Source organism: Thalassospira sp., assembly GCF_040218635.1.
In the GTDB taxonomy this organism is placed as follows: Bacteria; Pseudomonadota; Alphaproteobacteria; order Rhodospirillales; family Thalassospiraceae; genus Thalassospira.
Genome location: NZ_JAVJRB010000012.1, coordinates 496876 through 513823, shown reverse-complemented (window position 1 = coordinate 513823; position 16948 = coordinate 496876). Strand labels below are relative to the sequence as shown.

Here is a 16948-nt window from a genome sequence, read left to right as displayed (position 1 = left end):
CTACTCTGCGGCGGGTTGTTGGATTGTTGCGTCTTTATTTTCGGTGTTCTGATCAGAAACACCGAACCGATGGGCCAGTTCCTTCATCCCGCGATAGAATGAGAAATCACGCCGCACAATTTCATTGCCTTTACGGCCCATGTCGGCACGCTTGGCTGGATCAGAAATCATGACTTCCAATGCATGTGCCAGCGCCTCAGGATCGCGTTGCCCGACCAGCTTGCCGTTTACCCCGTCTTCGATCAGTTCCGGGATTGCCGAAATCGCGGTTGAAACGGCCGCCAATCCACAAAGCTGTGCTTCCATCAAAACATTTGGCAACCCATCACGGTCGCCATCCTGTTCAATCCGGCTGGCCAGAACAAACAAATCAGATGACTGACACGCGGCAATCACTTCCTTTTGGTCGCGCGCACCTTGCCAGTCACAGCGATCGGAGATGCCAAGTTCTACGGCCAGCTGCTTGTATTTATCGCGGCTGCCGCCACCGATATGAACGAACCGCCAATGCAGTGTTTTTGGAAGTTTGGCAAAGGCACGCAAAAGATCGTCATACCCCTTTTTGCCAACCAAACGCCCAACGGAGAGAACAATCACCGGATCAGAAGCATCGCTGCCATCGCGCACCGTACGTTCCGGTAACTCTTCCGGAAAGCGCGAGAAATCCAGACCATGATACAGCAGATTGACCTTGGCTGGGTCTTCCGCCAGCTCACGCAGGTAGTCAACATTGGCCTTTGTACAGGTCACCAACCAATCCATATCGCGCAGCTTTTCGCGCATATCCCAATCTTCGCTGGTGTAGATATCCTTGGCATGTGCCGAACAGGACCACGGCAAGCCGCGTATGATCGCGCAATAGCGTGCGACCGATGCTGGCGTATGGAGGAAATGGGCATAGATGCGCGTGATATCGTCGGGAAGTTCCGCGGCCATTACCATGCCTTGGGCAAAACGACGGGCACGGTTGGACGTGCGATCACGGCGGTAATCTTGCCACCAGATATTAAAGGCACGACGATATCCGGGAAGCTTGCGAACCTTTAACCAGCTCCGCAGAACCCTTAGCGGTTCCTGATAGACATATTCCGGAAGGTAATCGACATCACCGGTAATGCGGTCATTGATCGGGTGACGCTTCTTATCCGTGGGATGACGGAGTGACACGATCCGATACGGAATGCCTGCCTGCTGAATTCCCAGAATTTCCTGCGCAATAAAGGTTTCCGACAATCGCGGATATCCTTTCACCACGATTGCAAGACTGTCGCGTGTCATCAATTCTGTTCCTGATGGTTTATTCAGCAGCCATTTGCGGCGGAAGCCAACGATCGACAAGATCACCAACCCGATCAAGTCCGCCCATAAGGTTGGGGACTGTCACGTGGGATGGTTTGGGTTGATCAATCAGCCCATGAAGCACATTGGCCATTTCACGCGGATCACGGCCACCGTCCTCGGTCAGCATTTTGACCAGACCAAGTTTTTCGGCAGCCGATGCACGCACATACTGTTCAAGACGCGGCACAGTACGCGGGACGATGACCGCTGGCTTATCAAAGGACAGGATTTCACAGAACGTATTATAGCCGCCCATCGCAACGACACCTGCCGATTTATCCATCAGCATTTCAACATTGGCGTCAAAAGTAATAACAGAAAGCTTTGCGATATTTTCAGCCCGTTCCATAAACATTTTCTGTTCCGCAGGTGCCATGAACGGCCCCAGAACAATCAGCGATGGCACCGCAATCGTCGGGTCGGTTTCATAGGCGCTAATCACCCAGTCAACCAGATTGACCCCATCACCGCCGCCACCCGGCGTCACCAGATAATAAGGTTCTTCCAGGCCAAGTGCGCCATGTTCCGGCGTTGGGCGGCGCGTTGCTGTGCGCGGCAGATAGCCGGTATAGGCCATCTTTTCTTCAACCCCTGCTGGAAGATCAATGCCTTCAAGCGGATTGCAGATTTCCTGCAAACCATAAACCCATATTTCGTCATAAAGATCGGCAAGCGCTGGCACGCATTGTTTGCGATCCCATTCTTCGCGTAAATTAACCGGATCATCCATCACATCACGTAAGCCCATCACAAGGCGGGTGCGACGATGACGCAACATTTGCAATGTCGATTCCACTTCGCCGCGCAAGCCGAGCGGCTCCTTATCAACGATAAAGATATCGGGATTGAAGACGTCTGCAGTGTGTTTAATGATCGATTCACGCATCGCTAGAATCTGATCAACATCGATGTTGAGATTAAGCGAGGTATATTCACCGTTAGACAGCTTGATCACGCCCGGAATGCGGACGAAATCGACTCGTGAACGGAATTCAAAACTGCCGATAATGGGGGACCCGGACAGAATTAGAACGGAAACATCATCCCTGCGCGAAACAAGCGCATGCGCAATGGTGCGGCAACGGCGCAAATGGCCCAGCCCGAAGGTATCGTGGCTATAAATAAGAACCCGATAACCAGAGTTCCCTACGATTGACATATACCCGCCCGTCTGCGTAGTGATTCCATATACCTGCGCACCCTGTTAACAGGGTGACAGGTTATCCAATGTTGGCAAGTAAATCCGCGCATTAGCTATTTTTGCCATTATTTCTTTTCCAAGGTAATTGCTCTCACACTGACCCGATATCGCGCAAGACTTTTTCTAGTATATCGCGCCTTTCTGTATCAGATTTAAGCGACCGTAGCTTTTCAGAAAGTGCTGTGACCGTTCCTGCATAAAGATTGTGCCAGTCATCGCGGGATAATTCTTCACCTGAAATTCTGGGCGTGGGAACAATTGCCTTAACACCACCTTTTTGCAAAGCGACCGTTTCATCAAGCATCGGTAAGGAAATCTGGTTGGCAGGAATGCCTTGTGCGATCAATGCCTGTTCAAAAGCAGCCCGTGCCCCCTGCTCACCATGCGTTAGGAATATTCGCCGTGAAACAGGTAGTCTGTCTTTCGTCCAGTGCAACAACATCTCCTGATCGGCATGCCCTGAATATACATCAAGCGTTCGAATACGGGCACGGACTTCAATTTCCTCGCCGTGGATACGAACCCGTTTGGCACCACGTTGCAAAACGCTTCCAAATGATCCTGCTGCCTGAAAACCAACCAAAAGCACCGTTGAGTTCGGGCGCCACAAATTGTTTTTTAGATGATAACGAATACGACCAGCGTCACACATGCCACTGGCCGAAATGATGATCGCGCCGCTTGTGACATTTGCCAGTTGCTTACTTGCTTCGACATCCGGAACCATGTGAAATTTTGGATGCGATAAAGCATTGGCATCACTGCGATCAAGATGCTTGGCAAACACTTCTGTCGCACGTTGGGCAAGCGGGCTGTCGACAAAGACATTCGCTTCAAGCAATTCACCGCGATTAAACAAATACGCAAGATCGACCAGCAGTTCTTGAGTACGCGCCACTGCAAAACTTGGAACAATAAGGTTTCCACCCGCCTTCAAGGCGTCCCGCACTTCCTTTCTCAACATCGCCCGACGTTCATCATCACTAATTTCCGGGCGATTTCGGTCCCCATAGGTTGTTTCCACAAACAAATAATCCAGCCCCGACGGGGCCTCTGGTGCATCGTTAAACACAGCTTCACCGGTGCCAAGATCACCCGAAAACAGCAGGCGGGTTGGCTTACCATCAGCCTTGTTTGATGCAATTTCGACTTCGATCGATGCTGATCCCAACAAATGTCCTGCATCCCAGAATCTTGCTCGAACGCCTGGCAAGACTTCCTGCCATTCATGGTAGTCCACAGTTTTCAAGCGTGTAAGGGTATTTTCAGCATCCTTGCGGGTATAAATTGGTTCGACCTCGGGACGACCACGCCGCGCGTTCCGGCGGTTTAGTCGCTCGACCTCGCTTTCCTGAATATAGCCGGAATCAGGTAGCATATATGTCAAAAGGTCACAGGTCGGCTCTGTCGCAAAGATCGATTTATCAAACCCGGCTTTGATCAGCTTTGGCAGCAATCCGGAATGATCGATATGGGCATGGGTAAGAAGAACCGCAGCTATATCCTTGGCTTCAAACGGAAAAGGACCATAATTGAGTTCCCGGACGGTCTTACTTCCCTGAAACATTCCGCAATCAACCAGAATGTTGCCGTGATCTGTTTGCAGGAGACAGCATGAGCCTGTCACACCGCCAGCTGCTCCGCAAAATGTAACCGATACCGTCATGTTCTTCACCTTCGCGCATTGGAACCGCTCCAAGACTTCAGGAAAACATTTGCCTCTGCAATGATTTGGATCAGTTCAAACCAGTTTATTGAAGACCGCGAAGCGGCAAATACAAAACAGTGTCGCCTTTGGAGACCTGGCCACAGCTCTCAGGAATCTCAATCAATCCCTCGGCCCACACCATCGAAGATAACATACCTGAACTTGTCGAGTTAAAAGCAACGGCTTCAAATTCGCCGTCATCATTTTGCACAAGACGCGCGCGCAACCACTCCCGGCGCCCCGTTCCACGCTTAAAGTCAAACCCCGCACGAACCGGAATTCGAACCGGTTCGGTTTGGGATCGCTGTGCGCCCATAACATGGCGCAGCAACGGCATCACATACAGCAACCCGGACACCAACACTGAAACCGGATTTCCCGGAAGGCCAATCACCAGACAATCGCCAATCTTCCCACGCATCAACGGTTTTCCCGGCTTGATCGCAAGCTTCCATGCGGTGATTTCACCAAGTTGATCAACAACCGGTTTAAGCAAGTCCGCCTTACCAACCGAAACCCCGCCAGAGGTCATAATCACATCATGGGTTTTGGCCGCACTGCCAAGCGCGTTTCTCAAAACATCAAAATCATCTGCCAACAAACCAAGATCGGTTACTTTGCACCCAATCTCGCGCAACATGCCAATCATCGCAAACCGGTTGGAATCATAAATTCCACCGGGCGGCAGCGGATCGCCGGGCTTTGCCAATTCATCACCGGTGGAAAAAACGGCAATGGATAAGGGTTTTGACACCGTCAGAGCACCGCGTCCCTGCCCCGCGGCAATTGCGATATCTTGTGGTCGCAGAACCATACCGTTTGCAAGTACCACGTCGTCGGCTTTGATATCTTCACCGGCCCAACGGATATTCTGGTTCAAGGTTGTCCGGCCGATAACCTCGTCGCCGATTTCAATGATGGTTTCATCATCATTGGCAGAGACATTTTCCTGAATAACCACACAATCAGCGCCATCGGGAATAGCAGCCCCGGTTGCGATGCGAATAGCAGCCCCGGTGGGGAGTGACCCGGCATAGGGATGCCCGGCCAACGAAACACCAACGACGTCAATAGGCCCTTTCGCCACTATCAGATCAGCATGACGCAGGGCATAACCATCCATTGCCGAGTTATCGACCGACGGAACCGACACCGTCGCAATCACATCTTCGCGCAGGACCGCGCCATAGCACTCAACAAGTGACCGCTCTTCAACGGATGGGTTCACTAGCACTTCTGCGAATGCAATTTCCAATGCGTCCGAAAGCGATGTCAGTCCGGGTTTGGTGTTTTGCATTTGAATGGTCACATTCCCTACTTAAGACTGGCCACTGTGCCCCGGTCGCGATTTGGAAATCGCCCGGCTGAGCATGATGACGGGGATCACCCCGACAAGAACGATGGTCAGCGCCCCAAGAGCAGCCTGTTCGATCATCTCGTCCTTGGCAAACTGATAGACATGGGTTGCCAGCGTATCAAAATTAAACGGCCGCAAGATCAAGGTTGCGGGCAATTCTTTCATGCCATCGACAAACACCAAAACGGCTGCCGCCAAAATCCCGCCACGCACCATTGGGAAATGAATACGTTTAAGCGTTCCCCACGGGCTTTCACCCAGTGTTCTCGCCGCATCGTCCATGCTTGGTCGAACTTTACCAAGGGCGGCTTCAATCGCGCCATAGGAAACCGCCATGAACCGCACGGCATAAGCAAAAACCAAGGCAAAAACCGTCCCGCTTAGCAACAAGCCGGTCGATATCCCAAAGGTCTCGCGCATGACAGCATCAAGTGCATTATCAAAACGCGCAAACGGAATCAAAACACCGATCGCCAAAACAGCACCGGGCACGGCATAGCCGACCGATGACAACCGCACAAAGAACTTTAGCAAAGTTTGTGGGAATAACCGCAACGCATAGGCCATGAAAATGGCACAGCCAACGGCGACAAGGGTTGCCAAGCCTGACACCAGCAAACTGTTGCCCGCAAATTCAAAGAAATCTGGCGTCCAGCTTTGATCAAAATATCCAACCGAATAATAAATCAGCACCAAGGACGGCACAACAAAGCCAAGCAGGATCGGCAGGATGCACACCGCCAACGCCCCGACTTTTCCAACCGGGCCAAGATCATATCCCGGCAATTCCTGATAACGGTTGGTGGTGTCGTGGAACCGCTGGCGACGGCGGGAATAGCGTTCAATCACCATAAGTGCGATGACAACGGCCAACATCGTAAGCGCGATCTGTGCCGCACCACCTGCATTGCCCATGCCCAGCCAGACATTGAAAATCCCCGCTGTCAGCGTATGCACGGCAAAGAAATCAATCGTGCCAAAATCGTTCAATGTTTCCATCAACGCAATCACAACACCAACGACAATGGCAGGTCGCGCCAAAGGAAGTGCTACCGTTATAAATGAATTCCATGAACTGCGTCCCAGAATACGGGCAGCCTCGATGACACACACCGATTGCGCAAGAAATGCCGCCCGTGCCAGCATATAGACATAGGGGTATAATGTCAGGCTAAGCACAATGATCGCCCCGCCCTTGGTCCGGATATCGGGGAACCAATAGTCTGCGGCCGATTGCCAGCCAAACATATCACGCAACATCCGCTGCACCGGACCGGCATATTCCAAAAGGTCGGTATAGACATAAGCAACGATGTAGGCCGGAACCGCCATCGGCAGCAGCATCGCCCATTCAAAGAACCGTTTACCCGGCAATTTGCACATGGTCACAACCCATGCACTCGACACCCCGATCAAAATCACGCCAACACCAACACCCAACATCAAAATGCCGGTGTTTTTCAGGTATCGCGGCAACATGGTCGATGCTAGATGCGGCCAAATGTTTTCTGTGGGAAAGAATGCCAGATAGGCCACGGCAATAATCGGTGCAGCGACCATCATCGCGACAATAAATGCCCCGATGAGCCAAATCGACGACTGTCCACGCGGCAACCAGCGCATTGCAGTACGCCCAGTCAGTTTGCGCATGGGATCAAGAGTTTCCGCAATCACGGCAGGGCGATTATCATCCCCCTTTTGTGTATTACAAGCGTTGTTCACGGTTATTCCCGCCTTAATCGTCGAAGGCCACTTCGTCCAAAAGCTGCTTAGCTTGGTCCTGATAGCCTGCAATGACGGTTAAAGGCAAACGTTCAGATGTAAACTCGCCCCAGGAACGCAACATTTCTGGCCAAACAACCCCAACCGGATATTCAAAATTGGCATCGGCATAGACATGCTGAATTTCGCTGCTCGACATGAACTCGATCAGTCTCAAGGCGTTTATCCGGTTCGGCGCCCCTTTTACCAAGACAACACCGGTAATGTTCATATGAGTCCCGCCAGCTTCTTGATTAGGAAACACGATATGGACCTTGCTTGCGGCTGATCTGGCAGCCGGATCATCAAGCATCTTGCCGTAATAGTACGAGTTTACGATGGCAACACCGCATTCACCGCGTGCAACGGCCATGATTTGGTCGACGTCTCCGCCTTGCGGCTTGCGCGCAAGGTTGCTTTTAACAAAACGCAGCCAATCACGCGTGAAATCAACGTCATGACGGGCTATCATCGAACCGATCAGGCCAAGATTGTAAACATGATAGCCGGACCGAATGCAGATCTGCCCCTTAAATTCCGGGCTGGCGAGTTCTTCGTAACTTGTGATTGGCAGACTTTTAGTTGCATCCCGCAATGTAACAAACACGCGCGCACGGGACGTCAGCCCCACCCAAAGGTTATCTTTGTCGCGATAGTCCGAAGGAATATTTTGCGCGACCAATGCGTCATTGATCGGTTCTGCAATGCCCGATTGACCGGCTTCAACCAAACGCCCAACATTCACAGCCAAGAGAACATCCGCAGGTGTGCTTGCGCCCTCACGGACGATGCGATCAACCAAGTCTGTTTGAGAATACAGAACGTTAACGGCGATACCGGTTGCTTTGGTGAAGCGTTCAAACACCGGCTGCACAAATTCTGGCTGCCGTTCGGTATAAACATTAACTTCGCCATCAGCCTTGGCAATATTGCCGAAACCTGCAGCGAAGAACCCAACACAAAGGAACAATCTGAAAGGCCTGAAATCCATCAACTATAGCCATTCTCAAAAATCTTCACGCATCTATACATGGTTACCCGAAGATCGAATGAAAACAATTCTGACAAATTCTGGTGCGATTTTAACTGCGCAAAATTTGTGATGAATGCCAAAGGCCTAGTGGCTATTCGTTAAACCCGACTTCATCAATCAGACGGATCGCCTCACCCCGGTTGGCCGCAATCGCATTAAGCGACAACTCGTCATGACGAAACGTTCCCCAGGACCGCACCATTTCCGACCAGGCAACGCCCTGCTTCACCGGATATTCAAAATTGATGTCCGCATACATGTGCTGGGCTTCATCATTTGACAGAAACTCGACCAGTTTAAGCGCGTTTTCCTTATTCGGCGCGTTTTTCATCAAGGCCACGCCCGAGATATTCACATGCGTCCCGCGATCTCCCTGATTGGGGAAAACAATACGCACAGCTTTTGCCGCAGGTGCCTTGTTCGGATCATCAAGCATCTTGCCGTAATAATAAGAATTGCCGATTGCCACATCACAAACGCCTTGTGATACCGCCTCAATCTGGTCGGTATCGGCACCTTGCGGTTTACGGGCAAGATTGTCCTTAAGTGCCGTGAGCCACGCCTTGGTTTCTTCCGGGCCATGATGGGCAATCATCGAAGCAATCAGGGCAATGTTATAGACATGCATCCCCGAACGCACACAGATGCGTGCTTTCCACTTAGGATCGGCTAGTTCTTCGTAACTGCTGATCTCGGCCGGATCCACACGATCAAGGGATGTGTAAATCACGCGCGCACGGGTGGTCATTCCAACCCAAAGATGGTTTTCATCGCGAAACTGCGCCGGAATGTTGGCATCCAGAATATCGCTTTGGATTGGCTGGGCAATATCGGCATCAACAGCATCCTGAATACGTCCGATATCAACCGTCAAAAGCAAATCGGCCGGGCTGTTACGCCCTTCATGCTTGATCCGTTCGACCAGACCGCTTTGTGAATACAGGGTATTCACACGGATGCCGGTTTCTTCGGTAAACCGTTCGAACATCGGCTTGATCAGGAAAGGCTGACGCAACGAATAGACATTTACTTCTTCTGCTGCGTTGGCGGCTTGAACCGTTGAAAGTCCCATTGCCACCGCAACAAGACCACAGACCGTTTTGCGCAGAGAATTCATAAGTGCCTCATTTTCGATATGCCGCAACACACTGCAGCAATTAGGAATGATTTGTATTTTCTTTGCCCGAAACTAATGGGCCGCCCCGGTCTTTTGCAAGTGAGAAAACCACATGAGTGCCTTGCCAAAGGCTGAACCGCAAAGTCTTATGAGCTTCTTTCCAAGCGTGGGGCACAAATAAGAAAAAGGGATGGCAAAATGCCATCCCTTTGATCATTCGGTCTGTATCGGGTCTTTTGACTATTCGTTATAGCCAACCTGATCGACCATTTTAACCGCGTCCGGGCTCAGTCGGGCGATCTCGGACAACGGCAGTTCGTCTGCCTTGAATGTGCCCCATGACTTAACATTATCAGCCCATTTAACACCGGCTTTGACCGGGTATTCATAATTCACTTCGGCATAGATTTCCTGAGCAACATCACCGGTCAGGAATTCCATCAATTTTACGGCATTGTCCTGGTTCGGTGCATTTTTGATCAGGCTCATGCCCGAAATATTCATCGACATGCCACGGCCATCCTGGTTCGGGAAGACGATATTTACCGCTTCTGCCCAAGGACGCTGTTCTTCGTTATCCATCATCTTGCCAAAGTAATAGGTGTTGCCGATCGCAAGATCGCACTCACCTTCCTTGATCGCTTTAACCTGCGCACGGTCATTGCCCTGTGGTTTGCGGGCCAAGTTGCTTTTCAGGCCTTCGAGCCATTCTTTGGCTTTTGCTTCGCCGTGCACAGCGATCATGGATGCAAACAAGGCAACATTGTAATCGTGCGTCCCGGAACGTGTGCAAATGCGGCCTTCCCATTTCGGATCAGCAAGATCTTCATAGGTGGCGATTTCACCCTCGGCGACGCGGTCCTTCGATGCATAGATTGCGCGGCCACGCTGGGTCAAAGCGAACCAGTGACCATCTGAGTCACGAAGATGGGCCGGAACATTGGCCGAAATCACATCATTGGACAGGGATTGGGTAACACCGGCATCAACTGCCTGCTGAATACGACTGATATCAACCGTCATCAGGATATCCGCCGGGCTGTTGTCGCCTTCCTGTTTGATCCGTTCAACCAAACCTTTTTCAGCAAAGATCACATTGACCTTAACGCCGGTTTGTTCGGTAAATTTCGCAAACAGTGGTTCAACCAAGAACTCCTGACGCAGGGAATAAACATTCACTTCCTGTGCCGATACAGCACCCGCGACAAGCGTCGAGGCGCCAAGAACAGCACCACCGATTAGTTTTCTGATATCCATTGGAACGATCCCTTTTGAAACTTGTGAGCTTCCAAGCTGCCCTGATCCTGCAACTCATTTGCATCCGCGTTTGCAATTAAGAGAATCCAGTCCCTTTTTCAATAAGGTTTTCCAAAATCAACCCGCAAGTGTGACGCAGATCACTTATCCGCAAAGTTGCATAAGCGGCCGTGATACCGATTATAAGACGTTGAAGGACCCGTTGCTGGATGTCCGCCACGCCTCAAGGAATTCTTGATACGCGGGGACATCGCCTGCCCGTTCTTCAAGCCACGCGACGGTCAGGTTGATCGCATGGTTATAGCTATCATGGTCGGTCAAACCGGTATGAAGTGCATGGCGCAGATACAGCAAATAGGTATTGAGAACATCCGTCTCGCAATATCGGCGAATGGCATCGACCTCGCCATTATCAAACATCTCGGAAACCTTGCTGCCATCCACCCCGGTTTTCCCCGGCAGATCAAGGGCCGCACAGACTTCATTCATTTTGGTCCGTGCAGATGCACCATAATCGGAAAGAACTTCGGCCAGATCACAATGCCAGTTCGGCGCATAGCGTGACGTATAATTTTCCCACTTATTGGTCGCTTGATGCAACCAACGCGCCGATACGCCGTGTTTCATCGCCCGGTATTTCAACACCGGAATGTCAAACCCGCGGCCATTGAAACTGACAAGACGCGGGAACAGTTTGCCACAATACGAAAAGAACCCGTTCACAAGATCCTTTTCCTCGGACGTCAGTTCCCCACCTGATCGCAATTCATCGATCTCATACATTTCGACATCGCCGTCGCGCTGGATCGTTGCCCGCAGGAAACTGATCGCTACCACCTTGTGAAACGGCTGACGCGGAAATCCGTTTCGGCCATTGGTGATCTCAAGATGATAGTCTTCCAGCATCTTGCGCCCGGTTTCGGGATCAGGCGCGGTTTGCCCGGTCAATTGCGGCAAGACGTCAATATCGGGAACGGTTTCGATATCAAAGACGAACAGACTGGAATGCATCATGACGGGCCCCACAGGTTTGTTTCGCTCAACATAACGATACATGCCGTGAAATTCACGGATTTATCGTTGCGTAATTAACCCAGTCTAACTGACATCTCCTGCCACCCCTGTCAGGAGCATTCTGCAATGATATCAGCACCAAGACGTCATCACGTCGTCGTTATATCAGACACCGGGGGTTGCGTCCTTTCTAGGGCCATGTCTAGAATTGACGCACCTGTATCAGGGGCACGGTCACGTTCATACAGGATCAGCACCGATCCGAACCCTGCGGTCAAAGGCTGCAAAGACCATGCATTTGATGCGTTTCCGGACCGCAACCACGAAGGGACAGAAAGATGAAAACCCTGCCTACCGGAGCCGCAATGCTGATGGCCGCTGGCCTTGCATTTACCCAATTCTCATCAACCGCACAGGCACAGGATGCGACCTGCGAAATAGATCGACCGGTGATGTTTGCCGGGCTGAACTATGACAGTGCCCTGTTCCATAACGCGGTTGCCCGTTTCATCATTGAAAAAGGCTATGGCTGCAAAACCGATGCCCTGCCCGGCGATGTCATCCCGCTTTTGACCGGCACAGGCAAGGGTGATGTCGATGTCGTCATGGAAATCTGGCGCGACAATGTCGCCGAAGCCTGGACAAAGGCCGAGGCGGCCGGAACTGTCAGACAGATCGGGGTTAATTTCAATGACGCCGTCGAAGGCTGGTTCGTGCCGCGCTATGTCATCGAAGGCGATGCCAAACGCGGGATCGAACCGATGGCACCCGACCTTAAATCGGTCGACGATCTGCCGAAATATGTTGATCTGTTTGAAGACGCCGAAGAACCCGGCAAAGGCCGTTTTTACAACTGTCCATCAGGTTGGGTCTGTGAAAAGGTCAATTCATCAAAACTGACGGCCTATAACCTTGATGAAAGCTTCACCAATTTCCGTCCCGGTACGGGGGCTGCTTTGTCAGCCGCCATCGCATCGGCCCATAAACGCGGAAAACCGGCCCTTTATTATTATTGGGGTCCGACATGGGTGATGGGCCTTTATGACAGTCACCGTCTTGAAGAACCGGCCTATGACAAGTCGATCTTTGACGCGCTGAAAACCGACGAAAATCCGACAAAAGCAACCGCCTATCCGCAAAGCACGGTGACGGTGGGTGTGAATTCGGACTTTATGAAATCAGCCCCCAAACTGATCGACTTCCTGACCCATTACGAAACCAGCAATGCGCTTGTTTCTGAAATGCTGGCCTATATGCAGGAAAACAACGAAAAGCCGGACGAGGCGGCGTTGTATTTCCTACAGCAAAAGCCGGACGTCTGGAAATCATGGGTATCGGATGAAGTCGCAGCACGGGTTGAAAGCGCGCTTTAACCTCAATACGGCAACCTAATTCAAACACCCCGCCGGAGAAATCTTGCGGGGTGTTTTGTTTGGTAATCAAAAATACGATGAAAATCGGACAAACTAGGTTTGTCGGGGCTCATCATGAACAGCCGCAAGCTGACAGTGCGTAAGGCGTTTGAAGCGCCATGCGGCCCACAGGCGATAAACAAGATTTGCGATCTGCCGAATAACCGGCAGCGAAACAACAGCTGCCAAAATGCGCCACCAGCGTAATTGCCGCCAGATCAAAATGAACGCATCGGCACCTGCATGCCATTGCCGATCTGAATCCAAGGCACGCATTTGCTTTAATCCTTGGACAAGGGAAATGCCGTGCTTTTCAAGATCACCTGCATGTTCCGTCACGTCACGCCAGTCGAAAACACCTCTTGGTGCTATCTTGCGATAGTAATTGATTTCTCTGGAACATAGACCGCATTTTCCATCAAAGAACACAGTGATCATCGCAACCTCTCAGGAAAACAATGTTGTCTCTGACTTACGGCTATGGCTGGCCTCTGGATTATCAATCACAGGAATACGTTACCAAAAGAAGTCAGGAGATGTCAGTCAGAGTTCGATTTACGGTCGCGCGGGCAGAGCGATCTTGTTAGGCTGCTACGCTCGTTGATTTATTGGGCAAATCGGGCGTAGCGCCATTATGTTTCCAGAACAATTGAATGTGCCGTTGGGCAAGTGGGTCAATCAGTTTGTTGATTGGCTGGTGATCAATTATGGGGCTGCGTTTGAAGCCTTTGCCGACAGCCTGCTGACCGTTTTGGTCGCGTTGGAACAGGTGTTGCGCGGCGCGCCCTGGTGGGTGGTTCTTATCGCGATTGCCGCAATCACATGGCATGCCAGCAAGAACTGGAAGCTTGTTGTCGGACTTGTGGTGGCGATGTTTGCCATTGGCATGCTGGGCCTTTGGGACAAGGCGATGCAGACCTTGGCCCTGATGATTGTTGCCACATCGCTTTCGGTGATGATCGGCGTTCCGGTCGGGATAGCCATGGCGCTTTCAAACCGGTTACGTGCCGTGATGCTACCGATCCTTGACACCATGCAGACCATGCCAAGTTTTGTCTATCTGATCCCTGCCCTGATGCTGTTTGGCTTGGGCAAAGTTCCCGCCATTCTGGCCACGGTGATTTACGCAGCCCCACCTGTTATGCGCTTGACCGATTTGGGTATTCGACTGGTGGATCAAGAAGTTCTTGAAGCATCGCGGTCCTTTGGCGCCAGCCGCAAGCAAATCCTGTTTGGGGTTCAATTGCCGCTTGCACTTCCCAACATTATGGCCGGGATCAATCAAACCACCATGATGTCGATTTCCATGGTGGTGATTGCCTCCATGATTGGCGCACGGGGTCTAGGCGAACAGGTTTTGATGGGCATTCAACGCCTTGATGTTGGTGCGGGGATGGAAGCCGGGATTGCAATTGTGCTTTTGGCGGTCGTGTTTGACCGGATCGGGCAAGCCTATGGCAAGCGATCGCAACGCAGCCCGTCGGCGGAGGATGTGTAGATGAGCTATATCGAAATCCGCAATATTTTCAAAATCTTCGGCCCCGATCCCAAAAGCGCACTTGAACTTGCCAAGGCAGGATCGGACAAGGATGAAATCCTCGCTGCGACGGGACATACGGTCGGGCTTCACGACGTGTCACTTTCCATCGAACAGGGGGAAACCTTTGTCGTGATGGGTCTATCGGGTTCGGGTAAGTCCACCCTGATCCGCCACCTTAACCGCCTGATTGATCCGACGGCTGGTGAAGTATCCTTTGGCGGGGAAGATATCCTGTCGATGGATATCCCGACATTGAACGCCTTTCGCCGCAAACGGCTTGGCATGGTGTTTCAGCGCTTTGGCCTGCTTCCCCATCGCAATGTCATGGATAACGTTGCCTATGGGTTGGAAATTCAGGGACAACCGCGCAAAACCCGCGAGGCCGCCGCATCGAAATGGATCGAACGGGTTGGTCTGGCCGGGTACGAAGCCAAATTCCCCGATCAGCTATCGGGCGGCATGCAGCAACGTGTTGGCCTTGCCCGGGCCCTTGCCACCGACCCGGAAGTTCTGTTGATGGACGAGGCCTTTTCCGCCCTTGATCCGTTGATCCGATCTGACATGCAAGATGAGTTGATGAAGCTTCAGACCGAGCTTCATAAAACCATTGTCTTTATCACCCATGATCTTGACGAGGCGCTTACGATCGGGGACCGCATCGCGATCCTGAAAGACGGAAAACTGATCCAGGTCGGACGCCCCGAAGAAATTGTCCTGCATCCGGCAGATGACTATGTACAGGCCTTTACCCGTGATGTGAACCGTGGGCGGGTCTTGCGCGCCAAAAGCATCATGGAGCCAACCACAGGCCCGGACGACGGCCTGCAGTCCCAAAACACCAGAAGTATCGCCCATGACACCCGTCTTGAAGATATCCTACCGCTGGTTCTGGAATCAGATGACGCCATCCTTGTGCATGCACATGACACAACACCGATTGGCAGGATCACGAAAAAACAGGTCATTGACGCCCTGTCATCAGAGACCTATGACAGTCACCTAGCCTAGCTTTAGGGTTGGCGCTCACAGCGTGTTCGCTGTGGAACTTACATAGATGAAACAAAGACAGTGTCAGAAGACCTGGACAACGTAATTCATATTCTCTGCGACCAAGATCACCGCCATTTATTGCCAAGCGCACTTATGGGGTTTGAGCTAGATCTGCTTGACCTACAAAAACCGATCCCCGCAGACACTATGTTTTTGATGGTTGATGTTGATCTTAAAAACCCGGATATGCTTTCACGTCTGCGTGCCTTTCGGAAGGTGTCGCAACGTGGTTCTGACCTTGTTATCGCAATTGGCAAAAACGATCTGCAAGATGAATTGCAGGCAACGGCCCTTGGTGCGAAAAAGCCGATTGTAAAACCGATTTCCGAGAAATCGATCGCAACCCATATCGAACAACGCCGCACAGCTTCTGGCATGACCGGAAAAACCGCGACCGCCGCGGCCGAAATCGGTGCCAAGGCGATCAAAGACAGCTTTGACGAATTTAAGAACGACACGGCGATTGATGTCGATAAAATCAGTGAAGCCGGTCGCAACATTGCCGCATCCATTGCCGATCTGGGCATTTCAGAATGGCTCAGCACGGTTCGCATTTATCACCAATCCACGTTCCAGCATATTTTGTTGGTGACTGGCATTGCCTGTGCCTTTGCGCAAAATACCGGGATGAGCAAAGCCGACATTGCCAAATTGACCCAGGCCGGGCTTTTGCACGATGTCGGCAAGGTTTCGATACCCGATGCGATCCTTGATAAGCCGGGAAAACTGACCGCCGAAGAGTTTGACATCGTCAAACGTCATCCCGTGGACGGCTTTAACAAGCTAAATGCACAGGGAAACATTGATGCAAGCATTCTACACGGCGTAAGACATCATCATGAATATCTTGATGGCAGTGGCTATCCAGATGGCCTGACGGCCGATCAGATTCCTGACCTGACCCGCATCCTGACCATATGCGATATCATGGGCGCACTTCTTGAAGAACGCTCTTATAAGCCGCGCTTCAGCGTTGCCAAATCGATTGAGATCCTTAAGGAAATGGGCAAAGAAGGCAAATTGGAACGCGCCCTTGTTCTCGCACTTGAAACGGTGATGAAGAAGCCGGGTTCTACGCGCTCAAACCTGACCAAACTAGCGAACCCGTCCAGCTAGAGAAAATACGCGGTGACTGCTCTGTTACGTCAATCAGCTAA

At 51.6% G+C, this 16948-nt stretch carries 14 protein-coding genes; 4 read left to right on the top strand and 10 right to left on the bottom strand.

Translation table 11 applies throughout. The annotated features are described in order from the left end of the window. The 9 genes from RIC05_RS16320 to RIC05_RS16280 all read right to left on the bottom strand — a co-directional run bounded on the left by RIC05_RS16320 (window position 1) and on the right by RIC05_RS16280 (window position 11789). Window positions 1-1278 (bottom strand): glycosyltransferase family 4 protein, encoded by a 1278-nt coding sequence (locus tag RIC05_RS16320; RefSeq protein WP_350045703.1) that lies wholly within the window; start codon window positions 1276-1278, stop codon window positions 1-3. A gap of 19 nt (window positions 1279-1297) precedes the next feature. Beyond that, window positions 1298-2500, bottom strand: coding sequence for a glycosyltransferase family protein (locus tag RIC05_RS16315; RefSeq protein ID WP_350042724.1), 1203 nt, complete (start codon window positions 2498-2500; stop codon window positions 1298-1300). A gap of 133 nt (window positions 2501-2633) precedes the next feature. Beyond that, a complete protein-coding gene (locus tag RIC05_RS16310) occupies window positions 2634-4208 on the bottom strand; it encodes an MBL fold metallo-hydrolase (RefSeq protein ID WP_350045702.1) in 1575 nt (524 codons plus the stop codon). A gap of 85 nt (window positions 4209-4293) precedes the next feature. Further along, window positions 4294-5547 carry a molybdopterin molybdotransferase MoeA gene (locus RIC05_RS16305; RefSeq protein WP_350045701.1) on the bottom strand — a complete coding sequence of 418 codons (1254 nt, stop codon included), beginning with the start codon at window positions 5545-5547 and terminating at the stop codon, window positions 4294-4296. A gap of 21 nt (window positions 5548-5568) precedes the next feature. Next, entirely contained in the window at window positions 5569-7257 is a 1689-nt protein-coding gene (locus RIC05_RS16300) for an ABC transporter permease (protein WP_350045700.1), read from the bottom strand. A gap of 85 nt (window positions 7258-7342) precedes the next feature. Next, window positions 7343-8338 (bottom strand): extracellular solute-binding protein, encoded by a 996-nt coding sequence (locus RIC05_RS16295; protein WP_350045699.1) that lies wholly within the window; start codon window positions 8336-8338, stop codon window positions 7343-7345. 154 nt (window positions 8339-8492) lie between these two features. Then, the gene (locus tag RIC05_RS16290) at window positions 8493-9518 is read right to left on the bottom strand and encodes a Fe(3+) ABC transporter substrate-binding protein (RefSeq protein WP_350045698.1); all 1026 of its coding nucleotides are present in this window, start codon (window positions 9516-9518) and stop codon (window positions 8493-8495) included. A 240-nt stretch (window positions 9519-9758) separates the two neighbouring features. Further along, on the bottom strand, window positions 9759-10775 hold the full coding sequence (locus RIC05_RS16285) for a Fe(3+) ABC transporter substrate-binding protein (protein WP_350045697.1): 1017 nt from the start codon (window positions 10773-10775) through the stop codon (window positions 9759-9761). A gap of 180 nt (window positions 10776-10955) precedes the next feature. Continuing rightward, a complete protein-coding gene (locus RIC05_RS16280) occupies window positions 10956-11789 on the bottom strand; it encodes a 3'-5' exonuclease (RefSeq protein WP_350042731.1) in 834 nt (277 codons plus the stop codon). A gap of 338 nt (window positions 11790-12127) precedes the next feature. Here RIC05_RS16280 and RIC05_RS16275 point away from each other — a divergent pair, with 338 nt between their 5' ends. After that, a complete protein-coding gene (locus tag RIC05_RS16275; protein ID WP_350045696.1) occupies window positions 12128-13162 on the top strand; it encodes an ABC transporter substrate-binding protein in 1035 nt (344 codons plus the stop codon). 93 nt (window positions 13163-13255) lie between these two features. On the opposite strand, the gene RIC05_RS16270 is transcribed toward RIC05_RS16275, so the two are convergent. Next, window positions 13256-13639 carry a thiol-disulfide oxidoreductase DCC family protein gene (locus RIC05_RS16270; protein ID WP_350045695.1) on the bottom strand — a complete coding sequence of 128 codons (384 nt, stop codon included), beginning with the start codon at window positions 13637-13639 and terminating at the stop codon, window positions 13256-13258. Between the two features lie 196 nt (window positions 13640-13835). Between RIC05_RS16270 and RIC05_RS16265 the strand changes: the two genes are divergently transcribed. From RIC05_RS16265 to RIC05_RS16255, 3 genes are all read left to right on the top strand, one after another. Beyond that, entirely contained in the window at window positions 13836-14699 is an 864-nt protein-coding gene (locus tag RIC05_RS16265) for an ABC transporter permease (protein WP_350045694.1), read from the top strand. After that, window positions 14700-15749 (top strand): quaternary amine ABC transporter ATP-binding protein, encoded by a 1050-nt coding sequence (locus RIC05_RS16260; RefSeq protein WP_350045693.1) that lies wholly within the window; start codon window positions 14700-14702, stop codon window positions 15747-15749. It begins immediately after the preceding gene. 189 nt (window positions 15750-15938) lie between these two features. Further along, window positions 15939-16907: an HD-GYP domain-containing protein gene (locus tag RIC05_RS16255; protein ID WP_350045692.1), complete on the top strand. Its 969-nt coding sequence runs from the start codon at window positions 15939-15941 to the stop codon at window positions 16905-16907. Window positions 16908-16948: the final 41 nt, after the last annotated feature.

Bases quoted from the DNA above. Each gene is read 5' to 3' on its own strand.
- RIC05_RS16320 (WP_350045703.1), bottom strand. From the start codon at position 1,278: ATGACACGCGACAGTCTTGCAATCGTGGTGAAAGGATATCCGCGATTG.
- RIC05_RS16315 (WP_350042724.1), bottom strand. From the start codon at position 2,500: ATGTCAATCGTAGGGAACTCTGGTTATCGGGTTCTTATTTATAGCCAC.
- RIC05_RS16310 (WP_350045702.1), bottom strand. From the start codon at position 4,208: ATGACGGTATCGGTTACATTTTGCGGAGCAGCTGGCGGTGTGACAGGC.
- RIC05_RS16305 (WP_350045701.1), bottom strand. From the start codon at position 5,547: ATGCAAAACACCAAACCCGGACTGACATCGCTTTCGGACGCATTGGAA.
- RIC05_RS16300 (WP_350045700.1), bottom strand. From the start codon at position 7,257: ATGCGCAAACTGACTGGGCGTACTGCAATGCGCTGGTTGCCGCGTGGA.
- RIC05_RS16290 (WP_350045698.1), bottom strand. From the start codon at position 9,518: ATGAATTCTCTGCGCAAAACGGTCTGTGGTCTTGTTGCGGTGGCAATG.
- RIC05_RS16285 (WP_350045697.1), bottom strand. From the start codon at position 10,775: ATGGATATCAGAAAACTAATCGGTGGTGCTGTTCTTGGCGCCTCGACG.
- RIC05_RS16280 (WP_350042731.1), bottom strand. From the start codon at position 11,789: ATGATGCATTCCAGTCTGTTCGTCTTTGATATCGAAACCGTTCCCGAT.
- RIC05_RS16275 (WP_350045696.1), top strand. From the start codon at position 12,128: ATGAAAACCCTGCCTACCGGAGCCGCAATGCTGATGGCCGCTGGCCTT.
- RIC05_RS16270 (WP_350045695.1), bottom strand. From the start codon at position 13,639: ATGATCACTGTGTTCTTTGATGGAAAATGCGGTCTATGTTCCAGAGAA.
- RIC05_RS16265 (WP_350045694.1), top strand. From the start codon at position 13,836: ATGTTTCCAGAACAATTGAATGTGCCGTTGGGCAAGTGGGTCAATCAG.
- RIC05_RS16260 (WP_350045693.1), top strand. From the start codon at position 14,700: ATGAGCTATATCGAAATCCGCAATATTTTCAAAATCTTCGGCCCCGAT.
- RIC05_RS16255 (WP_350045692.1), top strand. From the start codon at position 15,939: ATGTTTTTGATGGTTGATGTTGATCTTAAAAACCCGGATATGCTTTCA.